This is a genomic window from Kurthia senegalensis (assembly GCF_000285595.1).
Taxonomy (GTDB): domain Bacteria; phylum Bacillota; class Bacilli; order Bacillales_A; family Planococcaceae; genus Kurthia; species Kurthia senegalensis.
This window is the reverse complement of the sequence record NZ_HE611074.1, coordinates 23,201-44,957: the sequence shown is the minus strand read 5'-3', so window position 1 is coordinate 44,957 and position 21,757 is coordinate 23,201. Positions and strand designations below refer to the sequence as shown.

Sequence of the window (21,757 nt, the reverse complement as noted above, 5' to 3'; positions counted from 1 at the left end):
CTAGGCACACTAAACACCGACTGTTGGTCGGTGTTTTTTTATTTTCTTTCTTTCCTTTCGTTATTTTTGTTACTATTAAGAGGAGGGAGAAAATGAAAAGAACGATAAAAAGCATTTTCGCTGTAGCTTTATTAATTGTAGGGTTATTTATAAAACCAAGAAAAGTAAAATAAGGGTATACTAATAATAGATTAACTTGAAATTGAAAGAGGTTTAACGAATGAAAACGACACCATTTATTACATTTGAAGGTCCAGAAGGCGCCGGGAAAACGACGGTTTTAAAAGAGATTGCTCAAAAACTACAACAATTGAACATTGACGTTTTGACGACGCGTGAACCTGGGGGGAGTGTGATTGCTGAGAAAATCCGGAATGTTATTTTGGATAAAGCTCATACAGAAATGGACCCTAGAACAGAGGCTTTATTGTATGCAGCTGCAAGAAGCCAACATTTTGCTGAGAAAGTAGAACCGGCTTTAACTGCCGGAAAAATGGTTCTTTGTGATCGTTTTATTGATTCATCATTAACGTACCAAGGTGTAGGACGTAATTTAGGAATTGATGCTGTAAAAGCAATCAATGAGTTTGGAATCGGTGATCGTATGCCGAATGTGACAGTATTGTTTGATTTGGAGCCTGCTGTTGGACTAGCACGTATTGAGGCGAATACAGGACGAGAAGTGAATCGTTTAGACAAAGAGAGTTTAGCGTTCCATGAGTCTGTACGCCAAGCTTATTTGCAACTTGCAGCACGTTATCCAGAGAGAATTTGTATTATTGATGCAAGCCAACCATTAGAGAAAGTAGTGGAAGCAGCATGGGAATGTATCGAACCCATTGTTAAAGGGTGAAGCCTGTTTTTACTTTATGATATAATAATTTAAAACAATCAGGAGTGAGTGCCGATGAAACTAGTAGTTGCAGTAATACAAGATCAAGATAGTAACCGTCTTTCAAATGCTTTAACGAAAAATAATTTTCGTGCAACGAAATTAGCGAGTACAGGTGGATTTTTAAAATCTGGGAACACGACTTTTTTAATTGGGACAGAAGACTCACTCGTACCGAAAGCATTAGACGTTATTCGTGATAACTGTCGCTCTCGTGAACAAATGGTTGCCCCGATTTCACCTATGGGTGGAAATGCAGATTCGTATATTCCATATCCTGTAGAAGTAGAAGTTGGCGGCGCAACAGTGTTTGTATTACCTATTGAACAATTCCATCATTTCTAGAGTGGAGGAGTATTGTAAGTGAAAATTAATCAAGACTTGCACGTCGGACGTAATCAACCACGCACGCAACATATTCAACAACAACCGGCGAATAATTTCGGGAGTCTTGTTGTAAAACAAGGTCAGAAAATGCAAACAGAGCAATTAACACGCTTGTTAGGAGATATATCAAGTGCTGGAGAGAAAATTGTAAAGTCTCGTAATTTACGTGATTTAGCAAAATTTAAAATGCTCATTAAACGGTTTTTAAAAGAGTCGGTTTCATTCGGAATGGAATTAAAACAGTCTCATACGTGGAATCGATTCGGTGAAGGTCGTCGTTTGAAAATTGTTGATACAATTGACGAAAAGCTAATAGAATTAACGGAAGATCTTTTAAATGAAGAAAAGGATTCTGTCGAACTGTTAGCGAAGATTGGGGAGATTAAAGGTTTATTAATTAATCTCTATACTTAACCCGTGTATTCGTTTAACGAATCACGGGATTTTTTAAAAAGGTGATTAAATGGAAAAAACAGTCGAACAACTTAAACAACTTCAACCGATTGTCATGCAGCAATTACAAAGAATTGTTCGTAAAAATAGAATCGGACAAGCGTATATTTTTGAAGGTAGTAACAAAGCAGCCGTAGAAGATGTTGCGTTGTTTTTTGTGAAGGTCGCCTTATGCGAAAATCCAATAAATGAAGAGCCTTGTAATGAATGTCGCAACTGTCATCGAATTGATAGCGGTAATCATATTAATTTGCATCACGTACATCCAGAAGGCCAATTTATTAAAGTAGCAGCGATTGAGCAACTACTTGATGAGATGGTCAAAAAAGGGATGGAGTCGGGGCGTAAAATTTATATTATTCATGAAGCTGAGCGAATGAATCCGAAATCAGCTAATAAAATACTGAAATTTTTAGAAGAACCTGAAGGCTCTGTCACAGCTATTTTGATTACGAATAATAGCAATGCGATTTTGCCGACAATTCGTTCTCGTTGTCAGCACGTTGCATTTCAGCCGATTCCTCGCCATCTTTTGTTAGCTCAACTGAAAGAAACTGGAATTAATAGCTCTATGGCTGCGACAGTTAGTGCAATCACAACGGATTTTGAAAAAGCAATTGCACTCTCAGAAGCAGATGAGTTTGCACATGCTAGAAAAACAGTGTTAAAATTAGTAGAAGCCATATTGTCTAAAAATATTCATGAAGCTTTGTTAATTGTTCACGATGAATGGCTTCCAAGTTTTAAAGAAAAAGACCAAATGGAATTAGCATTAGACCTGTTATTATTTGCTCTGCGTGATATCGTAGCAGTGAAGGCCAATCCACAAGCAACGTGTACGTATCCAGATATGATTCCATTTTTCACATCGATAGGATTACGTTTAACTTACGGTCGTTTATCGAATATGTTACAACACGTATTGCACGCACGCAAAGTGCTGTACAGTAATATGAATCGTACGCTGTTAATGGAGCAGCTAATGTTGAATTTGCAGGAGGGAAAATCCTTTGTATAAAGTCGTAGGAATTCGCTTTAAAAAAGCGGGTAAAATATATTATTTTGATCCTGGTGACGAACAACTAGAGCTAGGTCAATACGTGATTGTAGAAACAGCAAGAGGTATCGAATACGGAAAAGTTGTCGTACCTATTAAAGAGGTAGATGAAGAAGATGTCGTACTTCCACTTAAAAAGGTCGTACGTGTTTCAACAGATCGTGACCACGTTCAAGTGTCTCAAAATATTGAGGATTCAAAACGTGCGTTTGAATTAGCAACAGAAAAAATTGTGTTTCATAAGCTTGAAATGAAACTCGTCGATGTAGAGTATACATTTGATCGTAATAAAATTATTTTTTACTTCACAGCTGAAGGTCGTGTCGACTTCCGTGAGTTAGTAAAAGATTTAGCGTCGGTTTTCCGTACGCGTATTGAATTACGCCAAATCGGTGTACGTGATGAAGCGAAAATGTTAGGTGGGATTGGTCCATGTGGTCGAATGTTATGCTGTTCAACATTTTTAGGTGATTTTGAACCGGTGTCTATAAAAATGGCGAAAGATCAAAACTTATCATTAAATCCATCGAAAATTTCAGGTTTGTGCGGTCGTTTAATGTGTTGCTTAAAATACGAAAACGATGAGTATGAGGAAGCACGTGCGAAACTTCCAGACATAGGTCGTACAATTAATACACCAGATGGTAAAGGGAAAGTCATAGGTTTAAATATTTTAGAATACTTACTACAAGTCGAGTTATTTGAAGATCATCGTGTGTTAGAATATACATTAGGTGAGATCGAAGACTTTGAAAAAAGTTCAGTCTAATAGGGGAATATGAGGTGGCTTGCGTGAAGGACCGTAATTTCTTAGATACAGTTATGGAATTCGAACAGCAACTTGAATCCATGCAAACGCAATTTGAAGCGTTGAAAAAATTCGTTGCGCTAATGATGGAAGAACATCAAACGCTACAAATGGAAAATCATTATTTGCGTACACGTTTAGAAGAAGTGCTGTCTCAACAAGAAACATTACCTGCATTAGCGACATTGAATGCAGCAGAAGAACATAAAGAAGAAGTTATTGACGTTGGAGAAGGATATGACAATTTAGCTCGTTTGTATCATGAGGGCTACCACGTATGTCACGTACATTTTGGTACGTCTCGAAAGGGTGAAGATTGCTTATTCTGTCTATCGTTTTTTGATAAACAAAATGACTAAAAGACTGTCCCACTTTGTGGCTCAGTCTTTTAGTTTGTCGGAGGGTAATTTATGGAACAATGGTTAAAAGGTGATGAACGCCTGGATTATTTACTTGCGGAGGAATTACGCATTATACAAAGTCCGTCGGTGTTTTCATTTTCACTGGATGCCGTATTGCTGTCACGTTTCGTAAACGTGCCACATCATAAAGGAAAAATCGTGGATTTATGCGCTGGCAACGGGGCGATTCCTTTATTTTTAAGTGCACGAACGAAGGCAAATATTGTCGCTGTTGAGTTGCAAGATCGCTTAGTTGATATGGCGACTCGTAGCGTGGCATACAACGAGTTAGAACAACAAATCCAAGTGATTCAAGGAGATGTTCGTACAGTTTCAAATGAATTAGGTGTAGAGAAGTATGATGTCGTTACGTGTAACCCACCGTATTTTCTAGCGCATGAAGCAAGTGATAAAAACTTGAAAGAACATGTGAAAATTGCACGTCATGAAATTTATTTGAAATTGGATGAGATGATTTATACGTCGAGTCGACTTTTAAAACAAGGCGGTAAAGCAGCGTACGTACATCGTCCAGAGCGTTTATTAGACATCGTTACGGCGATGCGTGCGAATCGAATTGAACCGAAACGTATGCGCCTCGTCTATCCGAAGATGGGGAAAGAAGCGAATACACTTTTAATAGAAGGTATTAAAGATGGGAAGCCAGGATTGAAAATATTACCTCCTCTTTACGTATATGATAATCAGAACGAATATACAGATGAAGTGAAAGAGATGCTGTATGGCGACAACGAATAGAGAAGTAATGTATGTGTTACGTTGTAGCGATGATACATTGTACACGGGGTATACGAACAATCTTGAAAAAAGAATTGCGACACACAATGCAGGAAAGGGAGCAAAGTATACGAAAGCGAGGCTACCTGTTGAATGCATTTACGTCGAAACATTTGAAACGAAGCATGACGCGATGCGTGCGGAGTATTATTTTAAAAAAAGAACGCGCAAGCAAAAATTAGCCTATATAGAAGAAAGGGGACAATACAATGATTCAATCACAAATGAGCGCTCAACATGAAACAGGGGCACTTTATTTAGTCCCAACACCGATCGGCAATTTGGAAGATATGACGATGCGTGCATTACGTATTTTAAAAGAAGCGGACGTTATTGCAGCAGAAGATACGCGTAATACGAAACGTTTATGTAACTACTTTGAAATTGAAACACCTTTAACGAGTTATCATGACTTTAATCAAGAGCAAGGTGGCGAAAAGCTACTGCATTTATTGAGAGAAGGAAAAACCGTTGCACTCGTAAGCGACGCAGGAATGCCTTGTATTTCAGATCCAGGGAAAGATATTGCGATGAAAGCGATGGCAGAAGGCTTTGCAGTCGTACCATTACCAGGTGCAAATGCAGCTTTAACGGCTTTAATCGCATCAGGATTACCTGCACAACCGTTTTTATTTTATGGATTTTTAAGTCGTCAAAAGAAAGAGCGTAAAGAAGCGTTAGAGAAGCTTGCAAAACGTCATGAAACAGTTATTTTTTATGAAGCACCACACCGTTTGAAAGATGCTTTGAAAGATATGCAAAGTATTTTAGGCAATCGTCAAATCGTATTAGCACGTGAATTAACGAAGAAATTTGAAGAATTTTTACGTGGTACGATTGAAGAAGCATTAGAATGGGCTACGGAAAGTGAAGTTCGTGGAGAATTTGTTGTCATTGTTGAAGGTGCAGATGAAAGTGTTGTAGAAGAAGAAACGACATGGTGGTCTGCGTTAACGGTCGTCGAACATATTGAAAAACTAATCGAACAAGGTCAAAGTTCGAAAGAAGCGATTAAAGAAGTATCAAAAGCACGTAAATTATCAAAACGTGACGTGTATCAAGCATATCATGTTGGATAATGAAGCGAACGAACAGGCGATGAGTTGTATGCTCGTTTTTTATTTAAATAAGAAGAAATATGAAAAAAGCAACCGATCAATTTAGTTCGGTTGCTTTTTTACATAACGTAGCCCCGACGAATCGGCGAAAATTCATCGGGGCCTCTATTTATAAAACTCACATGTCATACAGTTAAATGGTGTTAATTAAATTTATTTAAGGGTTTTGGGAAATGGGATATTTTATTTGGGATTGTTGTTTGTTACTCTATTACTATTTAGAAAGTTTGCTTTGAATTTCTTTAACAAGAATTTGTGCACCTTCAGGGCTAAGGATTAAGTTACCGCCTGCTAAACGGAAGTTATCATCAGATACTTCACCAGTAACTGCACAAGTCATGTTTGGTAAATATTTTTTCAAGATGATTTTGTCATCATCCACATAGATTTCTAAAGCATCTTTTTCTGCAATTCCTAATGTACGGCGTAATTCGATTGGAATAACGACACGTCCTAATTCATCAACTTTACGTACGATACCTGTAGATTTCATTGTAAAATTCCTCCTAGTTGTAATTGTAATTTATATGGTAGTTCGTCAAAATTCGACATCATTTCTTTGTCTGGAAATAATCATACCAACTAATACCATAAACGTCAAATATTTTTGTCTCCTAAAAACAAATTTTTTTTGCAGAATTTGGTTACATAAAGGTATTTAATGCACATTTTTTTTGATTTAATTAGCCATATAATGTCTTTTTCGACAGTTTTCATGCTGAATAAAGTAAAAACTGCTTTTTTGTATATTCGACAAAAAAAGACATGAATTTCGACATAATAAACTTTCATTGCTTCAAATTACGTACTTAGATAGAATAGTAAGTATACTGTATAACACTGGAGGAAGTTTTCGTGAATAATAAAAAAGAAACATTTTATATCACAACACCAATTTATTACCCTAGTGGCAAGTTTCATATTGGCACGGCCTACACAACCGTAGCTGCTGATACGATGGCTCGCTACAAACGTCTTAAAGGATTTGATGTGCGATTCCAAACAGGTATGGATGAACACGGTCAAAAAATTCAAGAGAAGTCAGAAGAAGCGGGATTAGCCCCAAAAGCTTATGTAGATGAAATTGCTGTAGCTGCTAAAAAATTATGGGAACAAATGGATATTTCATACGATGACTTCATTCAAACGACTGAAGAACGTCACACGAAAGCTGTTCAAAAAATCTTTAAAAAATTCGTCGATAATGGTGATATTTACAAAGGTGAATACGAAGGTTGGTATTGTACACCTTGTGAATCATTCTTTACTGAAACACAATTAGAAGATGGCAACTGTCCAGACTGTGGTCGTCCAGTGCATAAAGTGAAGGAAGAGTCTTACTTCTTTAATATGAAGAAATACGCAGATCGCTTATTAGCATATTATGAAGAAAACCCAGGTTTCATCGAGCCAGAATCTCGTAAAAACGAAATGATTAACAACTTCATTAAACCAGGTCTTGAAGACTTATCTGTATCACGTACGTCATTTGATTGGGGTATCCCTGTATTAGGCGACGAAAAACACGTAACATACGTGTGGGTTGATGCATTAACGAACTACATTACAACATTAGGTTATGGCACAGATAACGATGGTGAATTCCAAAATTACTGGCCTGCAAATGTGCACGTTGTCGGTAAAGATATCGTTCGCTTCCATACAATTTACTGGCCAATTTTCTTAATGGCACTTGATTTACCATTACCTAAAAAAGTATTTGCACATGGATTCATTATGATGAAAGATGGAAAAATGTCTAAATCAAAAGGGAATGTCGTATATCCTGAAATGTTAATCGAACGTTACGGCTTAGATGCGACACGTTACTTCTTATTACGTGAATTACCATTCGGATCTGATGGTGTGTTCTCACCAGAGTCATTCGTCGAACGTACGAACTTTGACCTTGCTAACGACCTTGGTAACTTATTAAACCGTACAGTGTCTATGATGAATAAATACTTCGATGGTGTTATTCCAACAGAAGGTTTAGTCGCAACGGAATTCGATACGGCCCTTGAAGAAACAGCGAAAGAAGCCTTAACAAAATTCGAAGAAAATATGGAAAAAATGCAATTTAGCGTTGCGTTATCTGATATTTGGACGCTCGTATCACGTACGAACAAATATATTGATGAAACGTCACCATGGGTTCTTGCGAAAGATGAAGCACTTAAACCACAACTTGGTACAGTAATGTACAACTTAGCGGAAAACCTTCGTCGTGTGGCTGTAATGATCCAACCGTTCATGACACAAGCACCGAAAGAGATTTTACGTCAATTAGGTTTAAGCGAAGAGCTTCTTGCTTGGGATACGTTAACAGCAGGAAATGTTATTCCAACGAATACGAAAGTAATCGAAAAAGGGGAACCAATTTTCCCTCGTTTAGATAACGAAGTAGAAGTTGCTTACATTCGTGAGCAAATGCAAAGTTCTGTGAAGACACCGCAAGTTGAAGAGAAAAAAGAAGTTGTTGCGGAAGACGTTGAACATGAAGAAGAAATCACAATCGATGACTTCATGAAAGTTGAACTTCGTGTCGGGACAGTATTAGCAGCTGAAAAAATGAAAAAAGCAGATAAGCTTTTAAAAATTCAAGTAGACCTTGGCTATGAACAACGTCAAGTCGTTTCAGGCATTGCTGCTTATTACACACCTGAACAATTAGTAGGTCAAAAAGTGATCGTCGTTGCAAACTTAAAACCAGTTAAATTACGTGGTGAATTATCACAAGGTATGATTTTAGCAGGTAGCGTCGGCGACACATTGAAACTTGCACAAGTTGATCCAACTTTAGAAAACGGCGCGCGCGTACGTTAGTTTCTTCTATATAAAAACAACGAGAGTGTAGCAGGTAATTAAACTGTCGCACTCTCGTATTTTTTTGAAAAAACACGCAAAAAAATAATAATTATTAATATTCTAACGATTAGTAAAGTAGGAATAAAAGATTAATAAATAATACTTAAGTGAGTTAAATATAAGTATTAATCATTAAAAATGAGTATATAAATAAACTTATTTTAATATTTGTAACAAAAATGTAATTTTAACGTTATTCATGAAATCATTTTAGTAGGTAAAATAATTTTTACGAAGAATAGGAGCATGTCCCATGTTTATTGACACACACGTACACTTAAATGCCGAACAGTACAACGAAGATTTAGAAGCGGTAATCGAACGCGCTTTAGAAAATGGTGTGAAGCAAATGATCGTTGTCGGTTTTGACCGTCCGACGATTGAGCGCGCTTTGGAACTTGTTGAACAATATGATTTTTTATACGCTGCGATCGGTTGGCATCCTGTTGATGCGATTGATTGTACGGAAGAAGATTTAGTTTGGATAGAACATTTAGCGATGACGAATGAAAAAGTCGTCGCAATTGGTGAGACAGGATTAGATTATCATTGGGATAAATCACCGAAAGATATTCAACAACGTATTTTTCGTCAACAAATCCAATTAGCAAAACGTGTTAAACTCCCGATCATTATTCATAATCGTGAGGCAACAGGAGATTGTGTACAAATTTTAAAAGAAGAACATGCAGAAGAAGTGGGCGGTGTCATGCACTCGTTTAGCGCAAGTGTTGAAATCGCACATGATATTATAAATAAATTGAATTTTTACGTCGGTTTAGGTGGTCCGGTAACGTTTAAAAAATGCCAAAACACCAAAAAAAAGTGGCGACTGAAATTCCACTTGAACATATTATTTTAGAAACTGATGCTCCGTACTTGGCACCTCACCCAAATAGAGGTAAAAGGAACGAGCCGTCATACATCCCCCTAATCGCACAAGAAATCGCCGATTTGAAAGGGATTAGCCTTGAAACAGTTGAGCGTGTAACGACTGAAAATGCACAACGTTTTTACAAAATAAAATGTGACTAAAGGACCAAAACCTCAAAACTCGCTGAAGTATTGATATGAAGGGGTTTTACATTTTATGTCATTATAGAACTTTGTTGACAACTATCGACGAGGCTCTATATAATCCAACGAGTGAATAAGGAGGTATTTTTCATGAACTTCAATAGCATGAAAAAATTGTTCCCGGAATCATTTAAAAATTCTAAAACGTATATGCTTTTAGCAGCATGTACAGTTATGATTGCGTTAGTAGTTGCCACACTGTGGACGACTACAACTAATGAACAAGCAAGCAAAAATACAACAGAACAAAAATATAAAGACGATCAAAGTTATGCAAATCGTTTTGCTGGTGAAAGCATCTCAACAGTTGCTTCTAAACGTACTTATAAAACGACAGCATCTTTAAATGTTCGTACAGGTCCAAGTGTTAAATATCGCATAAAAACTAAAATTCCTAAAGGCAAAAAAGTTACATATTTAGCTAACAGCAAAAATGGCTGGGCAAAAGTATCGTACAAAGGTAAAAAAGGTTATGTGAATAAAAAATATTTAAAAACAGTTAAGAAAGTAAGCGATAGCGGTTCATCATTTTACGTGACTTCAACAGCTTACACAGCTTACTGTGCAGGATGTTCAGGACGTACAGCAACAGGCATTAACCTACGTGCTAACCCATCTAAAAAGGTAATCGCAGTTGACCCGAGAGTTATTCCGCTCGGTTCACAAGTGTATGTAGAAGGTTATGGTATGGCTATAGCTGGAGATACTGGTGGCGCAATTCGCGGTAAAAAAATCGATGTATTCATGTCATCAAAATCAAAAGCTTTAAACTGGGGACGTCGTACAGTTAAAGTAACGGTTTATTAATAAGCAAGATGAATAATGAAAAGGAGTGCTACATTTTAATGTGGTGCTCCTTTTTTCATGAAGAGAAGAGAAACTTTCTATTTTCGTTAGGACATATTATAATAAGCATATTGATTATTTTTAGACCGTAGTAAAAAAGAAAAGAGGCTTCCCATAAGTGGATATTAAAGAAATCATTGTCGTGGAAGGCAAAGATGATACGACCGCAATAAAACGTTCTGTCAACGCAGATACGATCGAAACGAACGGTTCTGCTATTTCGGCAGAGTGCCTACAACGTATTCAGCATGCACAAGACGTAAGAGGTGTTATCGTATTCACAGATCCAGATTATCCAGGACGTCGTATTCGTGCCATTATCGAAGAGCGTGTAAAAGGAATTAAACATGCTTTTTTACCGAAGAAAAAACAATTGCTAAAAACGGTAAAAGTTTAGGCATTGAGCATGCGAAACCAGAAGACATTCGTTATGCGCTTGAAAATGTCTATACAGCTCAAACAGATGCACCGGCATGTACGATTACGTTAGATGATTTATTAGCAGCGCGTTTGATGGGACATCCATCAGCTAAACGACGTCGCGATCGCTTAGGTGAAATTTTAAATATAGGTTCTACGAACGGCAAACAGCTCGTAAAACGTTTAGAAATGTTTCAAATTACAGAGCAACAATTCGGCGCAGCTATTGCGCAACTAAACCAGGAGGAACAGGATGCATAAAGATATTGCTACACCGATTCGTACACAAGAGATTTTAAAGAAATATGGTTTTTCATTCAAAAAAAGTTTAGGGCAAAACTTTTTAATTGATCCGAACATTTTACGTAATATCGTTGGTCATGCTGACTTAACGAAAGAAAGCGCAGCGATTGAAGTAGGACCTGGTATCGGCGCACTAACGGAACATTTAGCTCGCCAAGCAGGGAAAGTAATGTCGTTTGAAATTGACCAACGTTTATTACCTGTACTAGAAGATACGTTAAGCCCCTACGACAACGTAACAATCGTTCCTTCAGATGTTTTAAAAGCAGATGTTAAAACGCTTTTAGAAACGGAATTAGCAGGTTATAAAGACATCATGGTTGTAGCGAACTTACCATATTACGTAACGACACCGATTTTAATGAAATTATTAAACGACCAATTACCATTGCGTGGGTTTGTCGTTATGATGCAAAAAGAAGTAGCGGATCGTATTTCTGCAAAACCAGGTACGAAAGCATACGGTTCTTTATCGATTGCTGTTCAATATTACTGCACAGCTGAAGTAGCGATGATTGTACCGAAAACGGTATTCATGCCACAACCGAATGTTGATTCAGCTGTCTTAAAATTAATTCGTCACGATCAACCTCCAGTAACAGTGAAAGATGAGAAATTCTTCTTCGAAGTGACACGTGCTTCTTTTGCACAACGTCGTAAAACATTGTTGAATAATTTACAATCACAATTGCCAGAAGGAAAAGCAAAAAAAGCCCAAATTTTAGAAGCTTTGGAATCTGTAAACATTGAACCTTCTCGTCGTGGGGAAACGCTATCAATTGCGGAATTTGGGGCTTTGGCGGATGCTTTACTGCCATATTTCGGTTAAAAGGCGATTTTATAAAAAAACAGCTCAAAAATGTTAGAAATTAATTGACATAGAAAAAATAGATTGTTAAAATGTATATTTATGTTGACGAAATATCAAAAATTTGGTATACTGTATTACAGTGAGGTGTAAGCATAATGCCAAAGACATTAGCAGACATTAAGATTTTATTAGATAGTCATTTAGGTCAACGTATGCAATTAAAAGCAAACGGTGGTCGTAAAAAAACGATCGAACGTGTAGGCGTATTACGCGAAACTTATCGTGCAGTATTTGTCGTAGACCTCGATCAAGAAGAAAACGCTTTTGAACGCGTTTCATACAGCTATACAGACATTTTGACAGAAGCAGTAGAAATTACATTCGAAGACGACACGAAATTAGCCGTTGCCGAATAACTTGTAATTATATTTATTTTTCGGGCACTTATAAAACTTTCTTTCGTTAAAGACAGTTTTATAAGTGTTTTGTTTTGCCTATAAATTTTACGTGTTATTTTCTATCGCATCCGAACCGATGTGGTAAAATAATATTCAGTGATAAGGGCAAACTTGCCAGTATGAAAGTGAGGTATGCATATGCTTTACGTAAAAGCACCTGCAAAGATTAACTTAACGTTGGATGTATTACATAAACGTCCGGACGGTTACCATGAAGTGGAAATGATTATGACGACGGTTGATTTAGCCGATCGTGTCGGTTTAGAGTTGCGTGAGGATACAGACATTCTCATTCATTCTACTAATAATTTTGTGCCGGATGACCAACGTAACTTAGCATATCAAGCGGCGAAGTTACTACAAGAACGGTTTCACGTAACGAAAGGTGTCGCTATTACAATTGATAAGCAAATTCCTGTCGCTGCAGGCCTTGCTGGAGGTAGTAGTGATGCAGCAGCTACATTTAAAGGGTTGAATGAGTTGTGGGAGTTAGGTTTAACGATTGATGAATTAGCAGAGCTTGGAGCTGAAATCGGCTCAGATGTGTCATTTTGCGTTTATGGGGGAACGGCAATTGCACGTGGTCGAGGAGAGAAGATCGAACATATTTCAGCACCGCCGAGTAGCTGGGTAATTCTTGCGAAACCTTCTATTGGGGTATCAACAGCGGCCGTATATGGCGGGTTGAAGTTAGAAGACGCTAAACATCCAAATACCGCTCGTATGGTAGAGGCAATTGAGACGAATGATTATGATAAAATGTGTGGTACACTAAGCAATGTATTGGAAAGTGTCACGTTACAATTACATCCCGAAGTATCAAGCATTAAAGAACAAATGCAACGTTTTGGAGCAGATGGTGTATTAATGAGTGGAAGCGGCCCTACGGTGTTTGCACTCGTTCAAACAGAAGCTCGTACGACACGCATTGTCAATGGACTTAAAGGTTTTTGTGATGAAGTATATGCTGTACGTTTGTTAGGCGATCGATAGTGCTTGCTTAAAAGCGTATATTTATGGTATTTTTTGTATAAAACATTCGTATTTAGGAGAGGATTTCATGAAATGGAAGCGTAGTGAACGTCTTGTAGACATGACGCATTATTTATTGGAGCATCCACAACAATTGATCCCCCTTACATTTTTCGCTGAATCATATCAATCAGCTAAATCTTCTATTAGTGAAGATTTATCGATTGTGAAAGATACATTTGAAGAAAGAGGGATTGGTCATTTAGTTACGGTCCCGGGTGCGGCAGGTGGTGTGAAATACATCCCGAAAGTTCCTGAAGTAGCAGCTAAAAAGGTCATTGATGAATTAATTTCAGAATTAAGTCATTCAGATCGCTTGTTACCAGGTGGATACTTATTTATGACAGATTTACTCGGAAACCCTGAGTTAATGAATAAAGTCGGAAAAGTATTTGCTTCTGCTTTTTGTAACCAAGAAATTGATGTTGTGATGACGGTCGCAACGAAAGGTATTTCAATTGCACATGCAATTGCACGTCATTTGAACGTACCAGTCGTTGTCGTACGTCGAGACAATAAAGTAACAGAAGGTTCCACTGTAAGTATTAATTATGTTTCAGGTTCTTCTCGTCGTATTCAAACGATGGTATTATCGAAACGTAGTATGAAGAGTGGACAACGTGTTTTAATTACCGATGACTTTATGAAAGTTGGCGGTACGATGAACGGGATGAAAAACTTATTAGAAGAGTTTGATTGCACATTAGCAGGGATTGCCGTGCTAGTAGAAGCAGAACATCCTGATGAGCGCTTAGTGGACGATTATTATTCACTTGTGAAGTTAAAAGACGTAAGCGAAAAAGATCGCACGATTGAGTTAACGGAGGGTAATTATTTTTCGAAAGGTGGAAACTAAGTAATGAAAGAAGTAGCAACGAAAAATGCACCAGCGGCCATTGGACCGTATGTACAAGGCGTCATTGTGAACAATCTTTTTTATAGCTCAGGTCAAATTCCATTAACAGCGGAAGGCGACTTAGTTGAAGGTTCTATTACTGAACAAACAAACCAAGTCTTCGAAAATTTAAAAGCCGTTCTTGCGGAAGCAGGTTCTTCTTTAGACCAAGTCGTGAAAACGATGGTATTCATTTCAGATATGAATGAATTTGGTAAATTAAACGAGGAGTATGCACGTCATTTTGGTGCGCATAAACCTGCACGTAGCTGCGTAGAAGTTTCACGTTTACCGAAAGATGTAAAAGTTGAAATCGAAGTTATTGCACTCGTGAAATAAATGAAAAATCGCCTTAATGGCGATTTTTTTTATGCGTAAAATTAAAATGAGTAGATTGCATTTTCTTTCTACGTTATATTTTTTTAATATTTCGAAAATATTTTAAAAAAAGAAGGAAAATAATGGTTTTAAGCCGAATATAAGAGTAGGAAATAGTTTATTTTGTGCATCTTAGAGAAAAGGCGGTGGAGAATATGGAAATTACAGACGTAAAAGTACGTCGGGTCCAATCAGAGGGACGTATGAGAGGAATTGCTTCAATTACATTTGATGGGGAGTTTGTCGTTCATGACATTCGTGTAATTGAAGGGAACGAAGGGTTTTTCGTAGCGATGCCGAGTAAAAAGACGACGACTGGAGAATTCCGCGATATTGCGCATCCGATTAATTCACACATGAGAAATAAAATTCAATCGGCTATTTTAGAGCAATACGAGCAAACGGAATTAATTGAGGAAGTTGAGCAAACAGCGACACCAGTTGGTGAGTAATTTTTACGCATACTCCGTATCAGGCAAAGGAAGTACATAATCTGTGCGGGAGCACGATTAAATCCATAGGAGGTAGATGCCAGTAGGTATTTGCTTCCTATGGATTTTTTCATATGTCTAAAGCCTTTTGAAAGGGGGAATGAAAAAACAACATCGTTGTTTCGACATCGTCCGTATGAATGTATAGTTACGTTATTTTTAGATGGCTGAAAATAAAATTCTATAGATGGATAAAGTTCATAAAAGTTTAAAAGATATGAAATATTTCTTTAATGATAGAAAATATGTACTTGAAATACTGATAGTATCCGTTTTTTATTGAGAGAAAAGGATTAAAAAAACAAAAGGATTTAATTTTATGATGTATGACATCTTTTTGTCAAGTCTTAAAGCCTTGAAAAGTAACGAATTTTGCTATATAGTCATAAGAGAAAATCAGCAAACTGGAGGACTTAATGTCATGACAAATATTTATGCGGTTATTTTGGCTGCTGGCCAAGGCACACGTATGAAATCCAAATTATATAAAGTTCTTCATTCTGTATGTGGAAAACCAATGGTAGAACATGTAGTAGACCACATTCAAACGCTAGATGTCACACGTACAGTTTCAATCGTTGGACACGGGGCAGAAAAAGTAAAAGAACAACTTGGTGATAAGAGTGAATATGTATTACAAGCCGAACAGCTTGGTACAGCTCATGCCGTTCAACAAGCTGAGCCTTTACTTGGCAACCTTGAAGGAACGACGATTGTTATTTGTGGGGACACGCCATTGATTCGTCCAGAGACAATGGAAGCGTTAATTGCCCATCATGAAGCTCAACAAGCAAAAGCAACGATCTTAACGGCAATCGCTGAAGATCCGACTGGTTATGGACGTATTTTACGTTCGGAAGACGGTCAAGTTTCTCAAATTGTTGAACATAAAGATGCGACAGAAGAACAACGTTTAGTCACTGAAATTAACACAGGTACGTACTGCTTTGATAACAAAGCGTTATTCGCTGCATTGCAATTAGTCGGCAACGACAATGCACAAGGTGAATATTATTTACCAGATGTTATTGAAATTTTAAAAAATCAAGGAGAAGTAGTCGCTGCATCTGTATGTGACGATTTCTCTGAAACACTTGGTGTCAATGATCGTTTCGCGCTTTCTCAAGCTGAAACGATTATGCGTGCGCGTATTAATGAAAAACATATGCGTAATGGCGTGACAATTATTAATCCTGAAAACACATATATCGGTACAGACGTAACGATTGGTTCTGACACGATTCTTTTACCAGGAACAATGTTAGAAGGAACTGTGTCAATCGGTGAAGATTGTCTAATCGGACCGAATACACAAGTGAGCGATAGCCAAATTGGCGACCGCACATCTGTGAAAAATTCGGTTGTAGAAGAAAGTACAATTGGAGACGACGTTGCAGTCGGTCCTTTTGCACATATTCGCCCTGCATCGAATGTATTAAATAAAGCGAAAGTCGGCAACTTCGTTGAACTGAAGAAAACGACTTTAGGTGAAGGTAGTAAAGCGTCTCACTTAACTTATTTAGGTGACGCTGAAATTGGTTCTGACGTTAATATCGGTTGCGGTACAATTACAGTAAATTATGACGGTGTGAACAAGTTCAAAACGATCATTAAAGACAAATCATTTGTCGGCTGTAATGCAAACTTAATGGCACCTGTTACATTAGGTGAAAATTCATTAATTGCTGCAGGTACTACCGTGCACAAAGACGTACCAGACAATGCGCTTGCTATTGGACGTTCTCGTCAAGAGAACAAAGAAAACTACGTGAAATAATTAAAATTAAAATAATTTATAACTAAACAGGAGGCCATCATGCCGTATCAATATGCTAACTCAAATTTAAAAATCTTTTCTCTAAATTCTAACGAACCACTTGCTTCTGCGATTGCAGAGGAAATGGGTGTAGAGCTAGGTAAAAGCTCTGTAAAACACTTCAGTGATGGAGAAATTCAAATCAGCATTGAGGAAAGTATTCGTGGTTGTGACGTATTTATCGTGCAGTCTACTTCAGCTCCAGTAAATGAAAACCTAATGGAGTTATTAATTATGGTTGATGCTGTGAAACGTGCTTCTGCACGCACAGTAAATGTAGTAATGCCTTATTATGGCTACGCTCGTCAAGACCGTAAAGCACGTTCACGTGAACCAATTACGGCTAAATTAGTAGCAAATCTTTTAGAAACAGCTGGCGCTACTCGCGTCGTTCTTTTAGATTTACATGCTCCACAAATCCAAGGTTTCTTTGATATTTTAATCGATCACTTAGTAGGTTCTTCATTACTATCTGATTACTTCAAAGAAAAAGGTTTTGAAGGCAATGACTTAGTCATCGTATCTCCTGATCACGGTGGTGTTACTCGTGCTCGTAAAATGGCTGAACGTCTTAAAGCCCCAATTGCGATTATTGATAAACGTCGTCCAAAACCAAATGTTGCAGAAGTTATGAACATCGTTGGTAATGTAGAAGGCAAAACGTGTATCTTAATCGATGATATCATCGATACTGCAGGCACAATTACAATCGGTGCTGCTGCCCTTAAAGAAGCAGGCGCTAAAGAAGTTTACGCTTGCTGTACTCACCCAGTACTTTCTGGTCCAGCAATCGAACGTATCGAAAACTCTGTTATTAAAGAATTAGTCGTTACAGATTCAATTCAATTATCAGAAGAGAAAAAATCACCAAAAATTCACCAACTTTCTGTTTCAAAATTATTAGCTGATGCAATCGTACGCATTTACGAAAACAAATCAGTAAGTAAATTATTTGATTAATATATAAACGTATTTTACGAAGGGAGCGTGGGCATTTGCCTACGCTCTTTTTGTCTGTTTATGTTTAAATGCTACTCATTTAGGGAATTAATTATTTGTAACACAAAAAGATAAATGTTTTTTGAGACGTAATTTGAAAGGGGAAATTTTCATGGGAACATCAGTAACAGCAAAAGTACGCGAAGCGCACAAGCGTTCAATTAAAACGGAACTGCGAAAGTCGGGGTACGTGCCAGCAGTTGTCTACGGTTTCAAAACCGATTCTACCCCAATCGCAGTCGATGCAAAACAATTAGAAAAAACGATCCGTATCGAGGGTCGTAATGCGATCATTACACTCGATGTTGAGGGCAAAAATGTGAATGCAGTATTAAAAGAAGTACAAAAAGATCCGGTACAAGGCAAACTGGTCCACTTAGACTTTTTAGCAGTAAGCATGCGTCAAGAGTTAGAAGTAGAAGTGCCGGTCGTTACAGTAGGCGTATCGCCAGGCGTTAAAGAAGGCGGCGTATTACAACAACCAATCCGTGAAATTAAAGTATCAGCTAAACCAAATGATCTTCCTGAATCTGTGGAAGTAGACATTTCTGCGTTAGCTATCGGCGATACATTAACTGTTGGTGAAGTACGCGATAAATCAAAATATACGATTCTTAATGAAGATGAGGACGTATTAGTAACTGTTTCTGCACCAGTATCAGAAGCAGAACTAGAAGCTGATTTAGAAGCGACTGAACCAGTAGCCGATAACGGAACTGTGGAAGATGAGGACAAAGCAGAATAAGTTGCATAATTGAAAGAGCATATTTTCAATTTGCACTTTTATACATGCGCAGTAGCGCTTAAACGAAAAGGACTTGCTTCGGCAAGTCCTTTTTCTTTTGTTGAAACATATAGTTTGAAAATAGCTACCATGTTAAAATCCATTCACCTCTTTTTGTATGAAATGTATACGGATTCGACTAGTTTTTCACGTAGAATGCTTTTTATAGTTTTACGAAAAAATTTCAATACTATATAACTAAAGGAACTACGAAAAATAATAGCACGAATGATTTGTATAAAGCATATTCGTATTGGGGTGTCGAACATGCGTTTAATTCCACATAATTATGAAGAAGGTACGAAAAAGTGGCAAGAAGTCATAAATGACAAATTATTTATGCGACCAGTTTATATAAAAGAACAACAGTCCATTGAATATTCTCGTGTAGCGAAACAAATTTTAGGTGTTTATACGACAGCGTATGATATGCAAGAATATTTGGATACGTTAACGAATTCGAGCATACAATGGACGTTGCTTTTTGAAAATTTACCGAAACAAATTGATGCGACGAAACGGACGGACATCGTGAATATTTTGCAGATGCACCGAGAAAATCCGATTTCTTTAAATCGTTTTATGGCATTTTTTGCAGGGAAGCAACTTTTGCCATTAATGGACACAAAATATCGTAATCGGTTTAGGCTGGGACGTTAAAACATTCGATGGAGGGCCGAGTTTGATTTAGACGCATCTGCATTTCTTTTAAATGACCAAGGCAAATGTCGCCAAGATTTAGACTTCATTTTTTATAACAACTTAGTAAGTACAGATGGTTCTGGTGAGCATACGGATGATAACCGTACCGGAGAAGGAGACGGCGATGATGAACAAATTAAAATTCATCTGAATAAAGTGCCAGCAGACGTTCAACGAATCGCGATTACTGTCACGATTCACGATGCGGAAGCACGTCACCAAAACTTCGGTCAAGTTGAAAATGCATTCGTTCGTTTACTGGATGAAGACCAAGGCAGTGAAGTGTTACGATTCGATTTAGGAGAAGACTTCTCGATCGAAACGGCTGTCGTATTTTGTGAGCTTTATCGCAATAATGGCGAATGGAAATTCAATGCAGTCGGTTCAGGCTATCAAGGTGGTTTAGCATCACTCGTTTCAGCATACGGCCTATCTGTTTAGTGAAAGCAAAATAGCGTTGCGATTCGGTTTTATTCCGAGTAGGTAAGCTAGAACGTTCTGGAGGAACATATATGGAAATATTACAAAATATACTTAACACATATGCTCTATTTTTTGACTGGCAACATTGGGTCGAGGTTTTATCGAATCCAGTCAACTGGGGATTAATTTTATCATTAGTTGTCATTGAAGGATTACTTTCAGCAGATAATACACTTGTCCTTGCAGTACTCGTAAAACATTTACCAGAAAAGCAACGTAAGAAGGCATTACTTTACGGGATGATCGGTGCGTACGTATTCCGCTTCATCTTCATCGGCATCGGCGTATACTTAGTTAAATTCTGGTTTATTAAACTTTTTGGTGCCCTTTATTTAGGGTGGATTTGCTTATCATTCTTCTTGAAAAAACAAGAGGAAGACGAGGCGAAAGAGTTCAAAAAAGATACGTGGCTCGTACGCGTATTCGGAACGTTTTGGGCAACGGTCGTTATGGTGGAGTTAATGGATATCGCTTTCTCAGTCGATTCTATTTTAGCTGCATTTGCCGTATCTTCAGAAGTGTGGGTACTACTAGTCGGTGGTATGCTCGGTATTTTAATGATGCGTACAATCGCAGGTGTATTCGTTACATTAATTGATAAAATTCCAGAGTTGGAAACGACAGCATTCGTTTTAATCGGGATCATTGCGATTAAAATGTTATTAAGTGTATTCCATATCGAAGTATCACATTATTTATTCTTCCTTGTTTTAATTTTGGCGTTCCTTGGAACATTCGTCGTCCATTATCGCAATAAGAAGAAAGAAGCATAGTGAAAAGAGGGAGCCGTTCAAAGGCTTCCTCTTTTTTAGTGTGCTTTTATAAAGGAAGCGGAAGTGTCATTTTCGCCAAAGAATACCCTCTATGATAGAATATAAAATGATTAGCAACTCAAAAGGAAGAGGTCTGAGCTTTATGAAATTATTTATTGGCCTTGGAAATCCAGGGAAACAATATGAACATACACACCACAATGTCGGTTTCGATACGATTGATGCATTAGCTGATAAGTGGGGGATGACATTGAATCAAGAGAAATTCAATGCTGCCTATGCGACAGCGCATCGTCCAGAAGGAAAAGTAATGTTAATGAAACCATTAACATACATGAACATCTCAGGAGAAGCAGTTCGTCCGATGATGGATTACTTTGATATTGATGTAGAAGACATCGTCGTAATTTATGATGACATGGATTTAGATAAAGGGAAGTTACGTTTACGCCAAAAAGGAAGTGCCGGTGGACATAACGGAATCAAATCGTTAATTCAACATTTAGGTACACAAAACTTTAACCGCGTGCGCGTCGGTATTAGCCGCCCACCTCAAGGAATGAAAGTGCCAGATTACGTATTATCTCGCTTTTCAAAAGAGGAAATGCCTGCGATGCAAGAGGCTTTTTCTACAGCAGCAGATGCGTGTGCTTTCTTTTTAGAAAAACCGTTCGCAGAAGTGATGAACAAATACAATCAAAAATAAC

General features: G+C 37.6%; 24 protein-coding genes and 3 pseudogenes. 26 read left to right on the top strand and 1 reads right to left on the bottom strand.

The genetic code is table 11. The features are described 5' to 3' along the window. Window positions 1-220: 220 nt before the first annotated feature. Genes tmk through rsmI form a run of 9 tightly spaced genes read left to right on the top strand, consistent with a single transcriptional unit; the run spans window position 221 to window position 5,875 of the window. Window positions 221-853, top strand: a complete 633-nt coding sequence (gene tmk, locus KSHG_RS15230) for a dTMP kinase (RefSeq protein WP_010309185.1) — start codon at window positions 221-223, stop codon at window positions 851-853. A 54-nt stretch (window positions 854-907) separates the two neighbouring features. Continuing rightward, entirely contained in the window at window positions 908-1,237 is a 330-nt protein-coding gene (locus KSHG_RS15225) for a cyclic-di-AMP receptor (RefSeq protein ID WP_010309181.1), read from the top strand. Between the two features lie 18 nt (window positions 1,238-1,255). Further along, window positions 1,256-1,693, top strand: coding sequence for a YaaR family protein (locus tag KSHG_RS15220; protein WP_010309178.1), 438 nt, complete (start codon window positions 1,256-1,258; stop codon window positions 1,691-1,693). A gap of 49 nt (window positions 1,694-1,742) precedes the next feature. Beyond that, the gene (gene holB / locus KSHG_RS15215; protein ID WP_010309175.1) at window positions 1,743-2,750 is read left to right on the top strand and encodes a DNA polymerase III subunit delta'; all 1,008 of its coding nucleotides are present in this window, start codon (window positions 1,743-1,745) and stop codon (window positions 2,748-2,750) included. After that, complete coding sequence (locus tag KSHG_RS15210; protein ID WP_010309171.1) at window positions 2,743-3,558, top strand: PSP1 domain-containing protein; 816 nt, start codon at window positions 2,743-2,745, stop codon at window positions 3,556-3,558. Before holB ends, KSHG_RS15210 begins: the two co-directional genes overlap by 8 nt. 23 nt (window positions 3,559-3,581) lie before the next feature. Next, entirely contained in the window at window positions 3,582-3,956 is a 375-nt protein-coding gene (gene yabA / locus KSHG_RS15205) for a DNA replication initiation control protein YabA (RefSeq protein ID WP_026022631.1), read from the top strand. Window positions 3,957-4,007: 51 nt separating this feature from the next. Next, on the top strand, window positions 4,008-4,757 hold the full coding sequence (locus KSHG_RS15200) for a tRNA1(Val) (adenine(37)-N6)-methyltransferase (protein ID WP_010309165.1): 750 nt from the start codon (window positions 4,008-4,010) through the stop codon (window positions 4,755-4,757). Then, window positions 4,741-5,037, top strand: coding sequence for a GIY-YIG nuclease family protein (locus tag KSHG_RS15195; protein ID WP_010309163.1), 297 nt, complete (start codon window positions 4,741-4,743; stop codon window positions 5,035-5,037). Before KSHG_RS15200 ends, KSHG_RS15195 begins: the two co-directional genes overlap by 17 nt. Next, window positions 5,009-5,875, top strand: coding sequence for a 16S rRNA (cytidine(1402)-2'-O)-methyltransferase (rsmI, locus tag KSHG_RS15190; RefSeq protein WP_083844914.1), 867 nt, complete (start codon window positions 5,009-5,011; stop codon window positions 5,873-5,875). Before KSHG_RS15195 ends, rsmI begins: the two co-directional genes overlap by 29 nt. A gap of 253 nt (window positions 5,876-6,128) precedes the next feature. Here rsmI and KSHG_RS15185 read toward each other — a convergent pair whose 3' ends face one another. Further along, window positions 6,129-6,407 (bottom strand): AbrB/MazE/SpoVT family DNA-binding domain-containing protein, encoded by a 279-nt coding sequence (locus KSHG_RS15185; RefSeq protein ID WP_010309155.1) that lies wholly within the window; start codon window positions 6,405-6,407, stop codon window positions 6,129-6,131. Window positions 6,408-6,769: 362 nt separating this feature from the next. On the opposite strand from KSHG_RS15185, the gene metG reads away from it, so the two are divergent. The 17 genes and pseudogenes from metG to pth all read left to right on the top strand — a co-directional run bounded on the left by metG (window position 6,770) and on the right by pth (window position 21,756). Further along, window positions 6,770-8,740, top strand: a complete 1,971-nt coding sequence (gene metG / locus KSHG_RS15180; protein WP_010309151.1) for a methionine--tRNA ligase — start codon at window positions 6,770-6,772, stop codon at window positions 8,738-8,740. Window positions 8,741-9,035: 295 nt separating this feature from the next. Next, window positions 9,036-9,817, top strand: a pseudogene (locus tag KSHG_RS17200) (TatD family hydrolase). Between the two features lie 132 nt (window positions 9,818-9,949). Next, entirely contained in the window at window positions 9,950-10,666 is a 717-nt protein-coding gene (locus tag KSHG_RS19035) for a 3D domain-containing protein (RefSeq protein WP_010309143.1), read from the top strand. Between the two features lie 157 nt (window positions 10,667-10,823). Continuing rightward, window positions 10,824-11,386: pseudogene (rnmV, locus tag KSHG_RS17195) on the top strand (ribonuclease M5). After that, window positions 11,379-12,257, top strand: a complete 879-nt coding sequence (rsmA, locus tag KSHG_RS15160; RefSeq protein ID WP_010309134.1) for a 16S rRNA (adenine(1518)-N(6)/adenine(1519)-N(6))-dimethyltransferase RsmA — start codon at window positions 11,379-11,381, stop codon at window positions 12,255-12,257. The pseudogene rnmV and the gene rsmA overlap by 8 nt, the downstream one beginning before the upstream one ends. 137 nt (window positions 12,258-12,394) lie before the next feature. Further along, window positions 12,395-12,655 (top strand): biofilm formation stimulator Veg, encoded by a 261-nt coding sequence (gene veg / locus KSHG_RS15155; protein WP_010309131.1) that lies wholly within the window; start codon window positions 12,395-12,397, stop codon window positions 12,653-12,655. Window positions 12,656-12,835: 180 nt separating this feature from the next. After that, the gene (ispE, locus tag KSHG_RS15150) at window positions 12,836-13,690 is read left to right on the top strand and encodes a 4-(cytidine 5'-diphospho)-2-C-methyl-D-erythritol kinase (RefSeq protein ID WP_010309128.1); all 855 of its coding nucleotides are present in this window, start codon (window positions 12,836-12,838) and stop codon (window positions 13,688-13,690) included. Between the two features lie 67 nt (window positions 13,691-13,757). Continuing rightward, a complete protein-coding gene (gene purR / locus KSHG_RS15145) occupies window positions 13,758-14,585 on the top strand; it encodes a pur operon repressor (RefSeq protein WP_010309126.1) in 828 nt (275 codons plus the stop codon). A 3-nt stretch (window positions 14,586-14,588) separates the two neighbouring features. After that, window positions 14,589-14,963 (top strand): RidA family protein, encoded by a 375-nt coding sequence (locus tag KSHG_RS15140; RefSeq protein WP_010309123.1) that lies wholly within the window; start codon window positions 14,589-14,591, stop codon window positions 14,961-14,963. A 194-nt stretch (window positions 14,964-15,157) separates the two neighbouring features. Then, a complete protein-coding gene (spoVG, locus tag KSHG_RS15135) occupies window positions 15,158-15,454 on the top strand; it encodes a septation regulator SpoVG (protein ID WP_010309120.1) in 297 nt (98 codons plus the stop codon). A gap of 460 nt (window positions 15,455-15,914) precedes the next feature. Then, window positions 15,915-17,270 (top strand): bifunctional UDP-N-acetylglucosamine diphosphorylase/glucosamine-1-phosphate N-acetyltransferase GlmU, encoded by a 1,356-nt coding sequence (glmU, locus tag KSHG_RS15130; protein ID WP_010309115.1) that lies wholly within the window; start codon window positions 15,915-15,917, stop codon window positions 17,268-17,270. Window positions 17,271-17,309: 39 nt separating this feature from the next. Continuing rightward, on the top strand, window positions 17,310-18,269 hold the full coding sequence (locus KSHG_RS15125; protein WP_010309111.1) for a ribose-phosphate diphosphokinase: 960 nt from the start codon (window positions 17,310-17,312) through the stop codon (window positions 18,267-18,269). 151 nt (window positions 18,270-18,420) lie between these two features. Next, window positions 18,421-19,053 (top strand): 50S ribosomal protein L25/general stress protein Ctc, encoded by a 633-nt coding sequence (locus tag KSHG_RS15120; protein ID WP_010309108.1) that lies wholly within the window; start codon window positions 18,421-18,423, stop codon window positions 19,051-19,053. A gap of 267 nt (window positions 19,054-19,320) precedes the next feature. Next, window positions 19,321-19,752 (top strand): YceG family protein, encoded by a 432-nt coding sequence (locus KSHG_RS18160; protein ID WP_328285320.1) that lies wholly within the window; start codon window positions 19,321-19,323, stop codon window positions 19,750-19,752. Next, window positions 19,727-20,235, top strand: a pseudogene (locus KSHG_RS17190) (TerD family protein); the annotation flags it as partial. The gene KSHG_RS18160 and the pseudogene KSHG_RS17190, both read left to right, overlap by 26 nt. Window positions 20,236-20,306: 71 nt before the next feature. Next, a complete protein-coding gene (locus KSHG_RS15100; RefSeq protein ID WP_010309098.1) occupies window positions 20,307-21,050 on the top strand; it encodes a TerC family protein in 744 nt (247 codons plus the stop codon). A 142-nt stretch (window positions 21,051-21,192) separates the two neighbouring features. Next, window positions 21,193-21,756: an aminoacyl-tRNA hydrolase gene (gene pth, locus KSHG_RS15095; RefSeq protein ID WP_010309094.1), complete on the top strand. Its 564-nt coding sequence runs from the start codon at window positions 21,193-21,195 to the stop codon at window positions 21,754-21,756. Window position 21,757 lies beyond the last annotated feature (1 nt).

Coding starts and splice junctions, on each gene's coding strand:
- KSHG_RS15140 (WP_010309123.1), top strand. CDS start 14,589: ATGAAAGAAGTAGCAACGAAAAATGCACCAGCGGCCATTGGACCGTAT.
- veg (WP_010309131.1), top strand. CDS start 12,395: ATGCCAAAGACATTAGCAGACATTAAGATTTTATTAGATAGTCATTTA.
- KSHG_RS19035 (WP_010309143.1), top strand. CDS start 9,950: ATGAACTTCAATAGCATGAAAAAATTGTTCCCGGAATCATTTAAAAAT.
- KSHG_RS15125 (WP_010309111.1), top strand. CDS start 17,310: ATGCCGTATCAATATGCTAACTCAAATTTAAAAATCTTTTCTCTAAAT.
- tmk (WP_010309185.1), top strand. CDS start 221: ATGAAAACGACACCATTTATTACATTTGAAGGTCCAGAAGGCGCCGGG.
- KSHG_RS15100 (WP_010309098.1), top strand. CDS start 20,307: ATGGAAATATTACAAAATATACTTAACACATATGCTCTATTTTTTGAC.
- rsmA (WP_010309134.1), top strand. CDS start 11,379: ATGCATAAAGATATTGCTACACCGATTCGTACACAAGAGATTTTAAAG.
- holB (WP_010309175.1), top strand. CDS start 1,743: ATGGAAAAAACAGTCGAACAACTTAAACAACTTCAACCGATTGTCATG.
- glmU (WP_010309115.1), top strand. CDS start 15,915: ATGACAAATATTTATGCGGTTATTTTGGCTGCTGGCCAAGGCACACGT.
- KSHG_RS15200 (WP_010309165.1), top strand. CDS start 4,008: ATGGAACAATGGTTAAAAGGTGATGAACGCCTGGATTATTTACTTGCG.
- spoVG (WP_010309120.1), top strand. CDS start 15,158: ATGGAAATTACAGACGTAAAAGTACGTCGGGTCCAATCAGAGGGACGT.
- KSHG_RS15185 (WP_010309155.1), bottom strand. CDS start 6,407: ATGAAATCTACAGGTATCGTACGTAAAGTTGATGAATTAGGACGTGTC.
- purR (WP_010309126.1), top strand. CDS start 13,758: ATGAAATGGAAGCGTAGTGAACGTCTTGTAGACATGACGCATTATTTA.
- KSHG_RS15195 (WP_010309163.1), top strand. CDS start 4,741: ATGGCGACAACGAATAGAGAAGTAATGTATGTGTTACGTTGTAGCGAT.
- KSHG_RS15120 (WP_010309108.1), top strand. CDS start 18,421: ATGGGAACATCAGTAACAGCAAAAGTACGCGAAGCGCACAAGCGTTCA.
- ispE (WP_010309128.1), top strand. CDS start 12,836: ATGCTTTACGTAAAAGCACCTGCAAAGATTAACTTAACGTTGGATGTA.
- KSHG_RS18160 (WP_328285320.1), top strand. CDS start 19,321: ATGATTTGTATAAAGCATATTCGTATTGGGGTGTCGAACATGCGTTTA.
- KSHG_RS15225 (WP_010309181.1), top strand. CDS start 908: ATGAAACTAGTAGTTGCAGTAATACAAGATCAAGATAGTAACCGTCTT.
- pth (WP_010309094.1), top strand. CDS start 21,193: ATGAAATTATTTATTGGCCTTGGAAATCCAGGGAAACAATATGAACAT.